This window comes from Pseudomonas sp. FP597 (assembly GCF_030687435.1).
Taxonomy (GTDB): Bacteria; Pseudomonadota; Gammaproteobacteria; order Pseudomonadales; family Pseudomonadaceae; genus Aquipseudomonas; species Aquipseudomonas lactucae.
The window spans coordinates 1,716,542-1,731,842 of sequence record NZ_CP117432.1; the positions used below are offsets into that span (position 1 = coordinate 1,716,542).

Consider the following 15,301-nt stretch of genomic DNA (forward strand, 5'->3'; position numbering starts at 1 on the left):
ACCATGCTGCTCAGCTATCTGCGGTTGGTGCTGTTTGCCATTGGCCTGTTGGTCGGCGTGCAAGTGCCGGGGTTTATCAATGACTACGCCAAGCGCGTCGAAGCCCACCTGATCGAGGCCCAGACCGGCCTGCGCGGGTTTGAATCCACCGCGCAGCAGTTTTTCAAGGGTGACTTGCAGGCCCTGGTGGCGCACTACCGCGCCAGCGATGATCCGGTGTTCCAGAGCGACGCCAACAGCCTGGGCGCCATGCTCGATCGTCAGGTGGCGTTGGATAAACAATTCCAGGCCATGCAAGGCCCGTGGTACATCCGCGCGCTGCAGGTGGCGGTGGCGGCCGACCCGGACATTCGCCTGGAAACCTGGAACGGCTACAGCTACCAGATCCTGCTGACGCCAGAGGCGATGGGCTGGGGGCTGGGCGGGGCGATGCTGTTGTCGTTCGGCCTGGAATGCCTGTTCCGTTTGATCGACTGGATCGTATTGGGCGGCAAACGCATGCGCCAGAGCCGGCCGATTGAAGAGCGTGACCTCAAGGGCCTCTAAAGACCCAACTCGGTCAAACCGTGGGAGGGGGCTTGCTCCCACAGTTTTAATCGTGTTTCTTCAGTCAAATCGGTGTGCTCAGCACCATCCGCTCTTCGCCGACTTCCTCGGCATACCGCGCCACCACCTTCTGACACAACCCCACGATCTCCTCCACCAGCTCCACGCCCACGCGCCACGACACCACCACCTGCAAGTTCGGCAAACGCTGCGCCATCGGCAACATCAGCAATTCCCCGCGCGCCAGTTCTTCACTGACCAGCACTGGCGGCAATGCGCCAATCCCAAACCCGTCGCGCAGCAAGCGGGTAATCGCCGACACTGAATTCACACAGTTCATGCGTGGCGCGGCCACGCCGTTGGCCTGCATCAGGCTCAGCACATCCTGATGCGGGTGGGAGTTTTTCGAGTAAGTGATGATGCGTTCCTGGGCCAGTTCGGCGAGGGAGGCATAGTCGCGGTTATAGATCGACTGGCTGGCGACGATCCAGGCCATGGGGTGGCTGCACAACTCCAGGCTGCGCACGGTTTCCAGGCGCAGCAGATCGGTTTGCAGAATCAGATCGAGGAAGCCTTTTTGCAGCTGATCGCTGAGGTTGAGCGCGGTATCGGCGACCAATTCGATTTCCACCAGGGGAAACTGGTCCATCAATTCGGCGACCAGCGGGCTGAGCCACGTGTGGATCACCGTGTCCATCGCGCCGATGCGAATGCGCCCGACCTTGCTGCTGGTGGTCTCCAGGGACTGTTTCAACCCCTGCATGGTCACCATCATCTGCTCGGCGTAGTCGAGCACCTTCACCCCGTCCGGGGTCAGGCTCACGCCGCGTGAATCACGCAGAAACAGCTTCACCCCCAGTTCGCTTTCCAGCACGGCAATGCGGCTGGAAATCGACGCCTGGGTGGTGAACAGCTTATCGGCGGTCAGGCGAAAGCTCTTGAGCCTGGCTACCCAGACGAAGGTTTCGAGAAACTTCAAATTCATGGGATCAACTTTTCTTATGCATGGATCGGTTTTTATTAGTTGGACGCGTCGCGGGCAAGCGCCAAAAATCGAGCCATTCCACGATAAGCGTCGTTGGGTGTCAGGACAACAGCGTTGCGGGATCTTGGTAAAAGATCCCACACTACAAAAAAACAAAGCCTACAGGAGCGACCAGCGTGAGCCGCCTTTTACTCAATTGCGACATCGGCGAAAGCTTTGGCAACTGGACCATGGGTCTGGATGCCGAGGTCATGCCGTTCATCGATTGTGCCAACGTGGCGTGCGGCTTCCATGCCGGCGACCCGAGCATCATGCGCAAGACCGTCAGCCTGGCGCTCAAGCATGGCGTGCAAGTCGGTGCACACCCGGCCTATCAAGACCTGCAAGGCTTTGGCCGTCGCTCCATGCAGTACACGCCCCAGGAAATCCAGGACCTGTTGCATTATCAGATCGGCGCGCTCGACGGCATCTGCCGGGCGCAGGGGGTGCGGGTCAGTTACGTCAAGCCTCACGGCGCGATGTACAACGACATGATGGCCAACCCCGCGCAGTTGCGCGCGGTGATCCAGGCCATGGCCGCCTATGGCGAGTTGCCGCTGATGCTGCTGGCCACCCGTGACAACAGCGCGGTCCAGGCCCTGGGCGACGAATACGGCGTGACCCTGTGGTTCGAAGCCTTTGCTGATCGTGCCTACGACAACCACGGCCACCTGGTGTCCCGCCAGTTACCGGGTGCGGTGCACCATGACGTCGAGACCATCGTGCAACAGGCCCTGACCATTTCCCGTGGCCAACCGCTGACCGCCAGCGACGGCAGCCCTCTGGTCCTGCAGGCCGATACCCTGTGCGTACACGGCGACAACGCCAGTTCGATCGCGGCGGTGCAGCGTATCCGCGAGGCGTTGAAGCCAGCATGAAGCCACGCATTGAAGTGGTCGCCATCGACTGCCTGATGGTGCGTCTGTTTGACGTGATCGCCGAAGCCAACATGCCGTGGATGCTCGCCGCCACCCAGCGTCTGCGCAATGAGTTCGGTGCGACGTTGGTGGATCTGGTGCCGTCCTACACCACCTTGATGGTGCATTACGACCTCACCGCGTTGAACCCGGCCCAGGCACGCGAACTGATCGACCAGGCGCTCACCGACCTGCAACCCCTGGCCCAGGGCAGCGGCCAGTGCCATGTGTTGCCGGTATGGTACGACCTGAGCGTCGGCCCCGAGTTGACGTTGCTCAGCCAGCGCAGCGGACTGACGGTAGACGACGTGATCCGCCGCCACAGCGCCCATGAATACCAAGTGTTCGCCCTTGGTTTCGCCCCCGGTTTTGCCTTTATGGGGCTGGTGGACGAACGCCTTGCCACTCCACGCCTGAACACCCCGCGCAAGCGCGTGGCGGCCGGCAGTGTCGGCATTGCCGAACGGCAAACCGCAGCTTACCCGGTGGTTTCCCCCGGTGGCTGGAACCTGATCGGCCGCACCCCGGCCAAGCTGTTTGACCGCGAGCGTGACGGTTACAGCCTGATGCGGCCCGGCGACACGGTACGTTTTGAATCGGTCGATCACGCCGAGTTCATCCACTTGGGTGGCGACGACACGCCGTTGGAGACGCAGGCATGAGCCGCTTGATCATTGAGGCCAGCACGCCGCTGTGCCTGTTACAGGACGCCGGTCGCTTTGGCGTGCGCCACCTGGGTGTGACCCAGGGCGGCGCGCTGGATTGGGTATCGATGTCCTGGGCCAACTGGCTGCTGGGTAATGCGCTGGATGCGCCAGTGGTGGAAGTCACCCTGGGTGGGTTTACCGTACAGGCTGAGGATTATTGCCTGCTGGCCTTGGCCGGTGCGGACCTGGGCGCGTACGTCGACGAGCGCGCCATTAGCTCCGGACGCAGTTTTATCCTGCAAAAGGGCCAGCGCCTGCGCTTTACCCAGCCGTTCAGCGGTGCGCGGGCTTACCTGGCGGCGCCGGGTGGGTTTGAGGCGCCGCAGGTGCTGGGCAGTTGCGCCACTGTCGTGCGTGAGGCCCTGGGCGGGGTGGACGGTTTCGGCAAGGCGTTGGCCGAAGGCGGGCGCCTGGCGTATTCAGGCACGGGCGGGGCGATGAACGTTCTGAGCGAGCCCGCCTTGCCCGCTAAAGCGCCGCTGGAGGTGATTGTCGGCGCGCAAATTGGCCAGTTCAGCGGCCAGAGCCTGTTCGATGCGTTCAACACCGACTGGGCCCTGGACAGCCGCGCCGACCGCATGGGCATGCGCTTGCTGGGCACGCCGTTGCAGTATCAGGGGCCGTCGCTGATTTCCGAAGGGATTCCCCTGGGCGCCATCCAGGTACCGCCGGATGGGCAGCCGATTGTATTGCTCAATGATCGGCAGACCATTGGCGGGTATCCGCGATTGGGCGCGCTGACGCCTCTATCGCTGGCGCGACTGGCGCAGTGTTTGCCGGGGGAAAAGGTGAGGTTGGTGCCGGTGGTGCAGGAGACGGCGCATCGGCGGCACATCGAATATTTGCGCCGATTTAAATAGCGCCGCAAATTAAGATGTGGATTGGATGTGGATCGGATCGCAGATCAGGGTCACTTGGAAAGAAACCGCATCCCTTCCTCAAGCCCGCGCAGCGTCAGCGGATACATCTGATCCTCCACCAACTCCCGCACAATCCCCGTCGACGCCGTAAAGTCCCAGGTGTCCTTCGGATACGGATTAATCCAGATCAGCTTCTTGTACTTGGCCATGAAGCGCTGCATCCACACATACCCAGGCTCCTCGTTCCAGTGCTCGACGCTGCCGCCGGCCTGGGTGATCTCGTACGGCGCCATCGAGGCATCGCCGATAAAGATCACTTTGTAGTCGGCGCCGTACTTGTGCAGCAGGTCCTGGGTGGAGGTGCGTTCCGAGGTGCGGCGCTGGTTGTTCTTCCATACCGATTCGTACACGAAGTTATGGAAGTAGAAATACTCCAAGTGCTTGAACTCGGTCTTGCACGCCGAGAACAGCTCTTCGCAGATCTTCACATGGGCATCCATCGAACCGCCGATGTCGAACAGCAGCAACAGCTTGATGGTGTTGCGTCGCTCGGGGCGCATCTGGATGTTCAGCAGCCCGGCATCGCGGGCGGTGTGGTCGATGGTGCCATCGATGTCCAGCTCGTCGGCCGCGCCCTGGCGGGCGAATTTGCGCAGGCGGCGCAGGGCGATCTTGATGTTGCGCGTGCCCAGTTCCACCTGGTCGTCGAGGTTCTTGTACTCGCGCTGGTCCCAGACTTTCACCGCCTTGCCCTGGCGCTTGCCCGCATCACCCACGCGAATGCCTTCCGGGTTGTAACCGCCGGAACCGAATGGGCTGGTGCCGCCGGTGCCGATCCATTTGTTGCCGCCGGCGTGACGTTCTTTCTGTTCTTCCAGGCGTTTCTTGAACTCCTCGATCAGCTTGTCCAGGCCGCCGAGGGACTGAATCTGTGCGCGCTCCTCATCGCTGAGTGAGCGTTCGAATTCCTTGCGCAGCCAGTCTTCGGGAATCAGCGCCTGCAAGTGGTCGTCGAGCTTTTCCAGGCCGTTGAAATAGGCACTGAAGGCGCGGTCGAACTTGTCGAAATGCCGCTCGTCCTTGACCAGGATCGCCCGGGCCAAGTAGTAGAACTCGTCCATGTCGGCGAAGGTCACGCGCTGCTTGAGCGCGTTGATCAGGTCGAGCAACTCGCGCACCGACACCGGCACCTTGGCGGCGCGCATCTCGTTGAACAGGTTGAGCAGCATCAGCGGTTACCGCGACGGCTCATGAACGCCAGACGCTCCAGCAATTGCACGTCCTGCTCGTTCTTCACCAGGGCACCGGCCAGGGGCGGGATGGCCTTGGTCGGGTCGCGCTCGCGCAGTACCGCTTCGCCGATGTTGTCGGCCATCAGCAGCTTGAGCCAGTCGACCAGTTCGGAGGTGGACGGCTTTTTCTTCAGGCCCGGTACCTTGCGCACGTCGAAGAACACGTCCAGCGCTTCGCTGACCAGGTCTTTCTTGATGTCGGGGTAGTGCACATCGACGATCTTCTGCAACGTGGTGCGGTCGGGGAAGGCGATGTAGTGGAAGAAACAGCGGCGCAGGAACGCGTCCGGCAGCTCTTTTTCGTTATTGGAGGTAATGATGATGATCGGACGTTTTTTGGCCTTGATGGTCTCGTCGATCTCGTAGACGTAGAACTCCATCTTGTCGAGTTCCTGCAGCAGGTCGTTGGGGAACTCGATATCGGCCTTGTCGATTTCGTCGATCAACAGGATCACCCGCTCTTCGGACTCGAACGCCTCCCAGAGCTTGCCCTTCTTCAGGTAGTTGCGCACGTCGTGCACCTTGTCCACGCCCAGTTGCGAGTCGCGCAGGCGGCTGACCGCGTCGTACTCGTACAGGCCCTGATGCGCCTTGGTGGTGGACTTGATGTGCCAGGTGATCAACTTGGCGCCGAACGACGCGGCCAGTTGCTCGGCGAGCATGGTCTTGCCGGTGCCCGGTTCGCCCTTGACCAGCAACGGCCGCTCCAGGGTAATGGCGGCGTTGACGGCCAGTTTCAGGTCATCGGTAGCCACATAGGCCTGGGTGCCTTCGAACTTCATCGGTGTTTCCTCGCATTCATCAATGCCCGGACTATACCGCGCAGCCCCGGCGACTGTGAACGCAGACGGGTTATTCAGTCTCTGAATGGCCAGTCACCCTGGCCTCAGTCCGCTGACGGCTTGGGCTGTTCATACCGTGCGTTGAAGGCCTGGATAAAACCGTTGCGCAAGATCGCTAAAAACGCAGAGAACGCGCTGACATCTTGCTGATGCACACTGCCACTGAGTTCGACGCGGGTGGCAAACTGGTTTTTGCCCTGGTTTTTCAACACGGTCTCGCCGGCGCCCACCACGGCCTCCCAGATCGAGCGGAAGATGTTCTTATCCTTGTTTTCCACGTCCTGCTGCCAATCGAAAACTTCCACATCGCGCAGCAAGGGCTTGATATAACCGCGCAGTTGGCCTTTTTCGGCCTGGGCTTCGATCACGACATCGCCGGTACCGGCCTTGAAATCGAACTTGCCGTAGGCCGAGGCGAAGTCGTTCATGCGCTTGAGCTGCAGGTCGCGGGCGCGGAAGCGGAACTCGAACTCTTCGAAATCGCTCAGCGGGTCAAAGGTGGCACTGGCTTCCAGCGGCGCCTGGCCTTGCAGCAGGGCCTTGCCGTCGAAGCGGGCATCGCGCTTGCCTTTGACGTCGACCACGTTGGTCAGGTTGTAGAAACTGGCGTTGACCGACGTGGCGTTGATGTTCACCGCAGGTTTGGAGGTGAAGTTATGGAAGGCAATCTTGCCGTCTTCTATGCGTATTTCGTTGAGGGTGATGGGCAACAGTTTGCTCAACTGCTCCTGCCAATCCGTGCCTTTACCGGTCTGGGATGCTTGCTTGTTCGCACCGCCGTCGACGAAGTTGACTTCAGGCCTGACGAACTGCCCCTCGGCGACTACGGCATGGTCGTACCACAACGAGTGCCAGCTGACGGCGAATTCGATGAGCGGAGCGTTGACGAACGGTACGGGCACCTTGCCGTCCACCTTGACGATTTTGAGGCCGTTGATGCGATAGGCGCCACGCCACAAAGCCAGGTCTACATCGGCGATTTCGCCACGGTAGTCGCCCATGTCCGCGAGCTTTTCATTCAAATAGTTGCGTACCAGATAGGGCAACGCGATGTTCAAGGCAACCAGCAGCACCACCAGCCCGGCGACGGTCCATAGCGGCCAACTGTAGCGACGTTTCATGGGGCAGTTCTCCTTGCGTGTAGCAAATTGACTGCCGAGACGCGCTCAACGTTCCTCCGACTGGACGCTTCGCAACACGAGGCATACCCTTGTTGCCTTCCTGAAATTGCCCAATAGGACCCGCCATGAGCCGAATTTTTGCAGACAACGCGCATTCGATCGGTAACACGCCCCTGGTTCAGATCAACCGCATCGCCCCGCGTGGCGTGACCATCCTGGCCAAGATCGAAGGGCGTAACCCTGGGTATTCGGTGAAGTGCCGCATTGGCGCCAACATGATCTGGGACGCCGAAAGCAGCGGCAAACTCAAGCCGGGCATGACCATCGTCGAGCCGACGTCGGGCAACACCGGCATCGGCCTGGCGTTTGTCGCCGCCGCACGCGGCTACAAGCTGCTGCTGACCATGCCGGCGTCCATGAGCCTGGAGCGGCGCAAGGTGCTCAAGGCCCTGGGGGCCGAGTTGGTGCTGACCGAGCCGGCCAAGGGCATGAAAGGCGCCATCGAAAAAGCCGGCGAGATCGTCACCAGCGACCCGTCCACCTACTTTATGCCGGCCCAGTTCGAAAACCCGGCCAACCCGGCGATCCACGAGAAAACCACCGGCCCGGAAATCTGGAATGACACCGACGGTGCGGTAGACGTGCTGGTGGCGGGCGTGGGTACCGGCGGCACCATCACCGGCGTATCGCGCTATATCAAGAACACCGCGGGCAAGCCGATTCTGTCGGTGGCGGTTGAGCCGGCCGTGTCGCCGGTGATCACCCAGGCGCTCGCCGGGCAAGAGATCAAGCCCAGCCCGCACAAAATCCAGGGGATCGGCGCCGGCTTTGTGCCGAAAAATCTCGATCTGTCGATGGTTGACCGCGTGGAGCTGGTGACCGACGACGAATCCAAGGCCATGGCCCTGCGCCTGATGCAGGAAGAGGGGATTTTGTGCGGCATCTCCTGCGGTGCCGCCATGGCCGTGGCCGTGCGTTTGGCCGAAAAACCGGAGATGCAGGGCAAAACCATCGTCGTGGTGTTGCCGGACTCCGGTGAGCGCTACCTGTCGAGCATGCTGTTCAGCGATTTGTTTACCGAGCAGGAAAACCAGGCTTGATTTGGGTCAGCGCCGATAGTCTGGGCCTTCTGCATACTGGCCCAACTGTTTATCATGGCCGGCTGCTACGTCTGCTGTTGGCCAGGCGCTTATTTCCAGGAGTTGCTACATGACCTTTTCGTTGGCCGCCAAGTTGTCGGTGTTGCTGCTGTTTATCGGCAGCACGCTGTATGTACATCTGCGCGGCAAGGCCCGTTTGCCGATGTTGCGCCAGTTCGTCAACCATTCGGCGCTGTTCGCCCCGTATAACGCCTTGATGTACTTGTTTTCGGCGGTGCCCTCCAAACCTTACCTGGACCGCAGCAAGTTCCCGGAACTGGATGTGCTCAAGGACAACTGGGAAGTGATCCGCGAAGAGGCCATGCATCTGTTCGACGAGGGTTACATCCGCGCCGCCGAAAAGAACAACGACGCCGGTTTCGGTTCGTTCTTCAAGAAAGGCTGGAAGCGTTTCTACCTCAAGTGGTACGACAAACCGCTGCCATCGGCCGAGGCGCTGTGCCCGAAAACCGTGGCGCTGGTGAGCAGCATTCCCAACGTCAAGGGCGCCATGTTCGCGCTGTTGCCGGGCGGCAGCCACCTCAACCCGCACCGCGACCCGTTTGCCGGTTCCCTGCGTTATCACCTGGGGCTGTCCACGCCCAATTCCGATGACTGCCGCATCTTCGTCGATGGCCAGGTCTATGCCTGGCGTGACGGTGAAGACGTGATGTTCGACGAAACCTACGTGCACTGGGTGAAGAACGAAACCGAGCAGACCCGCGTGATCCTGTTCTGCGACATCGAACGCCCGCTGAGCAACCGCCTGATGACCCGCGTCAACCGTTGGGTCAGCAAGCAGCTGGGGCGCGCCACGGCGCCACAGAACCTGGATGACGAGCGCGTCGGCGGGATCAACCAGGCGTATGCCTGGAGCAAGACCTTCAGCGACAAGTTCAGCGGTGTGGTCAAGCAGTGGAAGCGCAAGCATCCCAAGGCCTACCGCATTGCCCGGCCGGTGTTGGCGGTGGCGGTGCTGGTGCTGCTGTGGAAGTGGTTGTTCGGCTGATCTGAAACATTAAACGCGGTCAAAATGTGGGAGGGTGCTTGCTCTCGATAGCGGTGGTTCAGTCACTGATGTATTGACTGACACACTGCTATCGGGAGCAAGCCCCTCCCACATTGGTTTACGTCGTTCTTCAAGAGGCAATCAACTGGCGCAGCACATAGTGCAAAATCCCGCCTGACTTGAAGTACTCCACTTCATTGAGCGTGTCGATCCGGCACAGCACCTCGACCTTCTCTTTACCGCCATCCTCCCGCGTAATCACCAGCGTCAGGTTCATGCGCGGCACGATGTCCACGTCCGTCAGGCCGAGGATGTCGAGCTTCTCCTTGCCGGTCAGCTTGAGTGTCTTGCGGTTCTGGTCCAGCTTGAACTGCAACGGCAGCACGCCCATGCCCACCAGGTTGGAGCGGTGGATGCGCTCGAAACTCTCGGCGATCACCGCCTTGACCCCCAGCAGGTTGGTGCCCTTGGCGGCCCAGTCGCGGCTCGAGCCGGTGCCGTATTCTTGCCCGGCGATCACCACCAGCGGCGTGCCCGAGGCCTGGTATTTCATCGAGGCGTCGTAGATCGGCATCTTCTCGCCGGTGGGGATATACAGCGTATTACCGCCTTCCTCGCCGCCGAGCATTTCGTTGCGGATACGGATATTGGCGAAAGTGCCGCGCATCATCACTTCATGGTTACCCCGGCGTGAGCCGTAGGAGTTGAAGTCACGCGGTTCCACGCCTTGCTCGCGCAGGTATTGGCCGGCGGGGCTGTCGACCTTGATGTTGCCGGCGGGGGAGATGTGGTCGGTGGTCACCGAATCCCCCAGCAGGGCCAGCACGTTGGCGCCTTTGACGTCTTCGATCACCGGCAGCGGGCCGGCAATGTTGTCGAAGAACGGCGGGTGCTGGATGTAGGTGGAGTCCGGCTGCCATACGTAAGTGGCGGCCTGTGGCACTTCAATGGCCTGCCACTGCGCGTCGCCGGCAAACACCTCGGCGTATTCCTTGTGGAACATGCCGGTGCTGACCTGCGCCACCGCGTCGGCGATCTCCTGGCTGCTCGGCCAGATGTCCTTGAGGTAGACCGGCTTGCCGTCCTTGTCGTTACCCAGCGGCTCGCTGCTGATATCGATGCGCACGGTGCCGGCCAGGGCATAAGCGACCACCAGCGGCGGCGAAGCCAGCCAGTTGGTTTTGACCAGTGGGTGCACGCGGCCTTCAAAGTTGCGGTTGCCGGACAGCACCGAGGCGACGGTGAGGTCGGCCTTCTGGATGGCTTTTTCAATCGGCTCGGGCAACGGACCGGAGTTGCCGATGCAGGTGGTGCAGCCATAACCCACCAGATCGAAGCCGAGCGCGTCCAGGTATTGGGTGAGGCCGGCAGCCTTGTAGTAGTCGGTGACCACTTTGGAACCCGGCGCCAGGGAGCTTTTGACCCAGGGTTTGCGGGTCAGGCCTTTTTCCACGGCTTTTTTGGCGACCAACCCGGCGGCCATCATCACGCTGGGGTTGGAGGTATTGGTGCACGAAGTGATGGCGGCGATGACCACCGCGCCGTTTTTCAGGCGGTAGGTGTTGCCTTCGTATTCGTAATCGGCTTCGCCCACCAGGTCGGCATTGCCCACGGCCACACCGCCGCCGCCTTCGCTTTCCAGGCGGCCTTCTTCCTTGTTGGTGGGTTTGAATTGCAGGTCGAGGAAGTCGCTGAAGGCCTGGCCGACATTCGGCAGGGCCACGCGGTCCTGCGGGCGTTTCGGCCCGGCGAGGCTGGCTTCGACGCTGCCCATGTCCAGGGCCAGGCTGTCGGTGAACACGGGCTCCTGGCCGGCGTTGCGCCACAGGCCCTGGGCTTTGGTGTAGGCCTCCACCAGTTTGACGGTTTCGGTCGGGCGCCCGGACAGGCGCAGGTAGTCGAGGGTGACCTCATCCACTGGGAAAAAGCCGCAAGTGGCGCCGTATTCCGGGGCCATGTTGGCGATGGTCGCGCGATCCGCCAGGGGTAGATCGGCCAGGCCGTCGCCGTAGAACTCGACGAATTTACCCACCACGCCCTTTTTGCGCAGCATCTGGGTCACGGTCAGCACCAGGTCGGTGGCGGTGATGCCCTCTTTGAGTTTGCCGGTGAGCTTGAAGCCGATCACTTCCGGAATCAGCATCGACACCGGTTGGCCGAGCATCGCCGCTTCCGCTTCGATCCCGCCGACGCCCCAGCCGAGTACGCCGAGGCCGTTGATCATGGTGGTGTGCGAGTCGGTGCCTACCAGCGTGTCGGGGAAGGCGTAGGTGCGGCCGTCTTCGTCTTTGGTCCACACGGTGCGGCCCAGGTATTCGAGGTTGACCTGATGGCAGATGCCGGTGCCCGGCGGCACCACGCTGAAGTTGTCGAAGGCGCTCTGGCCCCAGCGCAGGAAGGCGTAGCGTTCGCCGTTGCGCTGCATTTCGATGTCGACGTTTTGTTCGAAGGCGTCGGCGTTGCCGAACTTGTCGACCATCACCGAGTGGTCGATCACCAGGTCCACCGGTGACAGCGGGTTGATGCGCTGCGGGTCGCCTCCGGCCTTGGCCACGGCGGCGCGCATGGCGGCCAGGTCGACCACGGCGGGCACCCCGGTGAAGTCTTGCATCAGCACACGGGCGGGGCGGTATTGGATCTCGCGGTCGGACTGGCGCTCTTTGAGCCAGGCGGCAATGGCCTTGAGGTCGGCACCGGTGACGGTCTTGTTGTCTTCCCAGCGCAGCAGGTTTTCCAGCAGCACCTTGAGCGACATCGGCAACTTGTCCAGGTCGCCCAGGCTCTTGGCGGCTTCGGGCAAGCTGAAGTAGTGATAGGTTTTGCTGTCTATTTGCAGGGTCTTGAGGGTACTCAGGCTATCAAGCGATGACATGACACGACTCCTTTTGGTCCGCACGGCTACGGACCTGACGGGACGAACAGAGCTATCAACTTAGCGCTGTTTTCATTAGCAGGCTAATAACTGGACTCTATGGTTAAGTCCAAGGTTCCGAACTCGGCTATCATGCGCGCGTTTTCATGACAGGCATTGCGATAGCGCAATGCCGGTTGATTCACCAGGAGATGCAATGAACACCCTTTTTATGCACTGCCGTCCGGGCTTTGAAGGCGAAGTCTGTTCCGAGATCGCGGAACACGCCGCGCGCCTGAACGTTTCCGGCTACGCCAAGGCCAAGACCGGCAGCGCCTGCGCCGAATTTGTCTGCACCGAAGAAGACGGCGCCCAGCGCCTGATGCACGGCCAGCGCTTTGCCGAGCTGATCTTCCCCCGGCAGTGGGCGCGTGGGGTGTTCATCGACCTGCCGGAAACCGACCGCATCAGCGTGATCCTCACCCACCTGCGCGCGTTTCCTGTGTGTGGCAGCCTGTGGCTGGAGATGGTCGACACCAACGACGGCAAGGAACTGTCGAATTTCTGCAAAAAGTTCGAAGTGCACCTGCGCAAAGCGTTGTTGAATGCCGGCAAGCTGGTGGACGACCCGAGCAAGCCGCGCCTGCTGCTGACATTCAAGAGTGGCCGCGAAGTGTTCATGGGCCTGGCCGAGTCGAATAACTCGGCGATGTGGCCCATGGGCATCCCGCGCCTGAAGTTTCCACGGGACGCGCCAAGCCGTTCGACCCTAAAGCTGGAAGAGGCCTGGCACCACTTTATCCCTCGCGACCAGTGGGACGAACGTCTGCATGGCGACATGACCGGCGTCGACCTCGGTGCCGCGCCGGGCGGCTGGACCTGGCAACTGGTCAACCGTGGCATGCTGGTGACTGCTATCGACAACGGTCCCATGGCCGAAAGCCTGATGGACACCGGCCTGGTGCAACACCTGATGGCCGACGGCTTCACCTTCGTGCCCAAGCAGCCGGTGGACTGGATGGTGTGCGACATCGTCGAGAAACCCGCGCGCAACGCGGCATTGCTGGAAACCTGGATCGGCGAGGGGTATTGCCGTGAGGCGGTGGTGAACCTGAAGTTGCCGATGAAGCAGCGCTATGCCGAGGTCAAGCGCCTGCTGGAACGCATCGAAGACGGCTTCAAGGCGCGCGGCATTCGCGTGGAAATCGGCTGCAAGCAGCTGTATCACGACCGTGAGGAAGTGACGTGCCACCTGCGTCGGCTGGTGGATGTGAAGAAAACCAAGGCCCGCTGAACTGAGCGCCGGTTTCAGGAGTAGACAATGAGCGATATTTTCGACACCGCCGTTGATGGCACCCTCGACGCAACGGGCCTCAATTGCCCTGAGCCGGTGATGATGCTGCACCAACACATCCGCGACCTGGCGCCCGGCGGCCTGCTCAAGGTGATCGCGACCGACCCGTCGACCCGCCGCGATATCCCCAAGTTCTGCGTGTTCCTTGATCACGAACTGGTGGATCAGCAGGAACAGGCCGGTACCTACCTGTACTGGATCCGCAAGAAGGCTGATTAAGCCCGCGCCTTGTCGGCCCGGATGCGCCGGCGTGCACTGCGCGCCAGGCGCACCAGCAACATCCCCGCCGCACAGCTCAACCCCACGATCAGCCCTTGCCACAAGCCGCTTGGGCCGCTGGGTTCGCCCAGCCAGTGGGTCAACCCCAGGGCGTAACCCACCGGCAGCCCCACGCCCCAATAGGCAAACAGGGTCAGCACCATGGTGACGCGGGTGTCCTGGTAGCCACGCAGGGCGCCGGCGGCGGTGACCTGGATCGAGTCGCTGAACTGGAACAGCGCGGAAAACACGATCAGCGTCGACGCCAGGTGGATCACTATCGGGTCCGGCGTGTAGATCGCTGCGATCTGCTCGCGAAACACCAGCATCAGGCTGCACGACAGGCAGGCATACGCCAGCGCGGTGCCCATGCCGACCCCGGCGGCGAAGCGGGCTTCCCGCGCCTCGCCACGCCCCAGGGCCTGGCCGACCCGCACGGTCACGGCCATGCTCAGGGAGTAGGGGATCATGAACACCAGCGAGCTGACGTTCAGCGCGATCTGATGCCCCGACACCACCGTGGCGCCCAGGCTGCCGAGCAGCAGGGCGATCACCGCGAAGATGCTCGATTCGGCAAAGATCGCCACGCCAATCGGCAGGCCAATCCCCAGCACGCGTTTGATCACCGCCCATTGCGGCCAGTCGAAGCGTTTGAACAATTCGCTGCTCTGGTAGGCGGCTCCCCAGCGCGTCCAGGCGGCCAGGCCGAGCATCATCACCCACATGGCAATGGCCGTGGCCCAGCCGCAGCCCACGCCGCCCATGGCCGGCACGCCAAAGTGGCCGTAGATGAAGATGTAGTTCAGCGGAATATTCAGCGCCAGGCCGACCAGGCCCAGGACCATGCTGGGCCGGGTGCGGCCCAGGCCATCGCTGAAGCAGCGCAGCACGTAATACAGCGCAACCGCCGGCATACCGGCGGCGATGCCATGCAGGTAGCCCATGGACGGGGCGATCAGGTCAGGCTCGACCTTCATCGCCTGCAGGATCGGCTGGGCGCACAGCAACAGCAGGGCTGCGATGATCCCCACCACGACGGCCAGCCACAATGACTGACGCACCAACGGCCCGATCTCTCTGAACTGGCCCGCGCCGTAGCGCTGGGCGACTTTCGGCGTGGTGGCCAGCAGGGTACCGGTCATCAGCAGGTACACCGGGATCCAGATCGAGTTGCCCAGGCCCACAGCCGCCAAGTCCTGGGGGCTGACCCGCCCGGCCATCACCGCGTCGACGAAACTCATGGCGGTGGTGGCCAGTTGGCCGATCATGATCGGCAGCGCGAGCGTCATCAGGCCGCGCACTTCCTGGCGGATGCGGGCGGGGCGGGTGAGGGGGGCGGTGGCAGTGTTCACGTACGGGTGTCCAATAGGGGCGCGCAAGG

14 protein-coding genes are annotated in these 15,301 nt (G+C 61.8%); 8 read left to right on the forward strand and 6 right to left on the reverse strand.

Features of this window, described 5'->3' with window-relative positions; translation table 11 throughout:
• The first annotated feature begins 3 nt into the window (after positions 1–3).
• A complete protein-coding gene (locus tag PSH66_RS07970) occupies positions 4–546 on the forward strand; it encodes a DUF2937 family protein (protein ID WP_003172537.1) in 543 nt (180 codons plus the stop codon).
• 64 nt (positions 547–610) lie between these two features.
• On the opposite strand, the gene PSH66_RS07975 is transcribed toward PSH66_RS07970, so the two are convergent.
• Positions 611–1,531: a LysR family transcriptional regulator gene (locus PSH66_RS07975; protein WP_003172538.1), complete on the reverse strand. Its 921-nt coding sequence runs from the start codon at positions 1,529–1,531 to the stop codon at positions 611–613.
• Positions 1,532–1,707: 176 nt separating this feature from the next.
• Here PSH66_RS07975 and PSH66_RS07980 point away from each other — a divergent pair, with 176 nt between their 5' ends.
• Genes PSH66_RS07980 through PSH66_RS07990 form a run of 3 tightly spaced genes read left to right on the forward strand, consistent with a single transcriptional unit; the run spans position 1,708 to position 4,054 of the window.
• A complete protein-coding gene (locus PSH66_RS07980) occupies positions 1,708–2,448 on the forward strand; it encodes a 5-oxoprolinase subunit PxpA (protein WP_305428675.1) in 741 nt (246 codons plus the stop codon).
• Positions 2,445–3,149, forward strand: a complete 705-nt coding sequence (pxpB, locus tag PSH66_RS07985) for a 5-oxoprolinase subunit PxpB (RefSeq protein WP_305428676.1) — start codon at positions 2,445–2,447, stop codon at positions 3,147–3,149. Before PSH66_RS07980 ends, pxpB begins: the two co-directional genes overlap by 4 nt.
• Entirely contained in the window at positions 3,146–4,054 is a 909-nt protein-coding gene (locus tag PSH66_RS07990; RefSeq protein ID WP_141064518.1) for a biotin-dependent carboxyltransferase family protein, read from the forward strand. Before pxpB ends, PSH66_RS07990 begins: the two co-directional genes overlap by 4 nt.
• Before the next feature lie 50 nt (positions 4,055–4,104).
• Here the strand turns inward: PSH66_RS07990 and PSH66_RS07995 are convergent, their stop codons facing one another.
• From PSH66_RS07995 to PSH66_RS08005, 3 genes are all read right to left on the reverse strand, one after another.
• Complete coding sequence (locus PSH66_RS07995) at positions 4,105–5,283, reverse strand: VWA domain-containing protein (RefSeq protein ID WP_003172544.1); 1,179 nt, start codon at positions 5,281–5,283, stop codon at positions 4,105–4,107.
• On the reverse strand, positions 5,283–6,128 hold the full coding sequence (locus PSH66_RS08000; RefSeq protein WP_078823644.1) for a MoxR family ATPase: 846 nt from the start codon (positions 6,126–6,128) through the stop codon (positions 5,283–5,285). The genes PSH66_RS07995 and PSH66_RS08000 overlap by 1 nt, the downstream gene beginning before the upstream one ends.
• 104 nt (positions 6,129–6,232) lie before the next feature.
• Complete coding sequence (locus tag PSH66_RS08005) at positions 6,233–7,309, reverse strand: DUF748 domain-containing protein (RefSeq protein WP_003172546.1); 1,077 nt, start codon at positions 7,307–7,309, stop codon at positions 6,233–6,235.
• 125 nt (positions 7,310–7,434) lie between these two features.
• On the opposite strand from PSH66_RS08005, the gene cysK reads away from it, so the two are divergent.
• Together cysK and PSH66_RS08015 are read left to right on the forward strand one after the other, a co-directional pair.
• Positions 7,435–8,409, forward strand: coding sequence for a cysteine synthase A (cysK, locus tag PSH66_RS08010; RefSeq protein ID WP_003172549.1), 975 nt, complete (start codon positions 7,435–7,437; stop codon positions 8,407–8,409).
• A 109-nt stretch (positions 8,410–8,518) separates the two neighbouring features.
• Positions 8,519–9,457, forward strand: a complete 939-nt coding sequence (locus PSH66_RS08015) for an aspartyl/asparaginyl beta-hydroxylase domain-containing protein (protein ID WP_003172550.1) — start codon at positions 8,519–8,521, stop codon at positions 9,455–9,457.
• Between the two features lie 130 nt (positions 9,458–9,587).
• Here the strand turns inward: PSH66_RS08015 and acnA are convergent, their stop codons facing one another.
• A complete protein-coding gene (gene acnA / locus PSH66_RS08020) occupies positions 9,588–12,329 on the reverse strand; it encodes an aconitate hydratase AcnA (protein ID WP_305428677.1) in 2,742 nt (913 codons plus the stop codon).
• 196 nt (positions 12,330–12,525) lie between these two features.
• Here acnA and rlmM point away from each other — a divergent pair, with 196 nt between their 5' ends.
• Positions 12,526–13,602, forward strand: coding sequence for a 23S rRNA (cytidine(2498)-2'-O)-methyltransferase RlmM (gene rlmM / locus PSH66_RS08025; protein WP_003172552.1), 1,077 nt, complete (start codon positions 12,526–12,528; stop codon positions 13,600–13,602).
• Positions 13,603–13,629: 27 nt separating this feature from the next.
• On the forward strand, positions 13,630–13,881 hold the full coding sequence (tusA, locus tag PSH66_RS08030; protein WP_003172555.1) for a sulfurtransferase TusA: 252 nt from the start codon (positions 13,630–13,632) through the stop codon (positions 13,879–13,881).
• Here tusA and PSH66_RS08035 read toward each other — a convergent pair.
• On the reverse strand, positions 13,878–15,272 hold the full coding sequence (locus PSH66_RS08035) for an MATE family efflux transporter (RefSeq protein WP_305428678.1): 1,395 nt from the start codon (positions 15,270–15,272) through the stop codon (positions 13,878–13,880). The genes tusA and PSH66_RS08035 overlap by 4 nt on opposite strands.
• Positions 15,273–15,301 lie beyond the last annotated feature (29 nt).

Bases quoted from the DNA above. Each gene is read 5' to 3' on its own strand.
- PSH66_RS07970 (WP_003172537.1), top strand. From the start codon at position 4: ATGCTGCTCAGCTATCTGCGGTTGGTGCTGTTTGCCATTGGCCTGTTG.
- PSH66_RS07975 (WP_003172538.1), bottom strand. From the start codon at position 1,531: ATGAATTTGAAGTTTCTCGAAACCTTCGTCTGGGTAGCCAGGCTCAAG.
- pxpB (WP_305428676.1), top strand. From the start codon at position 2,445: ATGAAGCCACGCATTGAAGTGGTCGCCATCGACTGCCTGATGGTGCGT.
- PSH66_RS07990 (WP_141064518.1), top strand. From the start codon at position 3,146: ATGAGCCGCTTGATCATTGAGGCCAGCACGCCGCTGTGCCTGTTACAG.
- PSH66_RS07995 (WP_003172544.1), bottom strand. From the start codon at position 5,283: ATGCTGCTCAACCTGTTCAACGAGATGCGCGCCGCCAAGGTGCCGGTG.
- PSH66_RS08000 (WP_078823644.1), bottom strand. From the start codon at position 6,128: ATGAAGTTCGAAGGCACCCAGGCCTATGTGGCTACCGATGACCTGAAA.
- PSH66_RS08005 (WP_003172546.1), bottom strand. From the start codon at position 7,309: ATGAAACGTCGCTACAGTTGGCCGCTATGGACCGTCGCCGGGCTGGTG.
- cysK (WP_003172549.1), top strand. From the start codon at position 7,435: ATGAGCCGAATTTTTGCAGACAACGCGCATTCGATCGGTAACACGCCC.
- PSH66_RS08015 (WP_003172550.1), top strand. From the start codon at position 8,519: ATGACCTTTTCGTTGGCCGCCAAGTTGTCGGTGTTGCTGCTGTTTATC.
- acnA (WP_305428677.1), bottom strand. From the start codon at position 12,329: ATGTCATCGCTTGATAGCCTGAGTACCCTCAAGACCCTGCAAATAGAC.
- rlmM (WP_003172552.1), top strand. From the start codon at position 12,526: ATGAACACCCTTTTTATGCACTGCCGTCCGGGCTTTGAAGGCGAAGTC.
- tusA (WP_003172555.1), top strand. From the start codon at position 13,630: ATGAGCGATATTTTCGACACCGCCGTTGATGGCACCCTCGACGCAACG.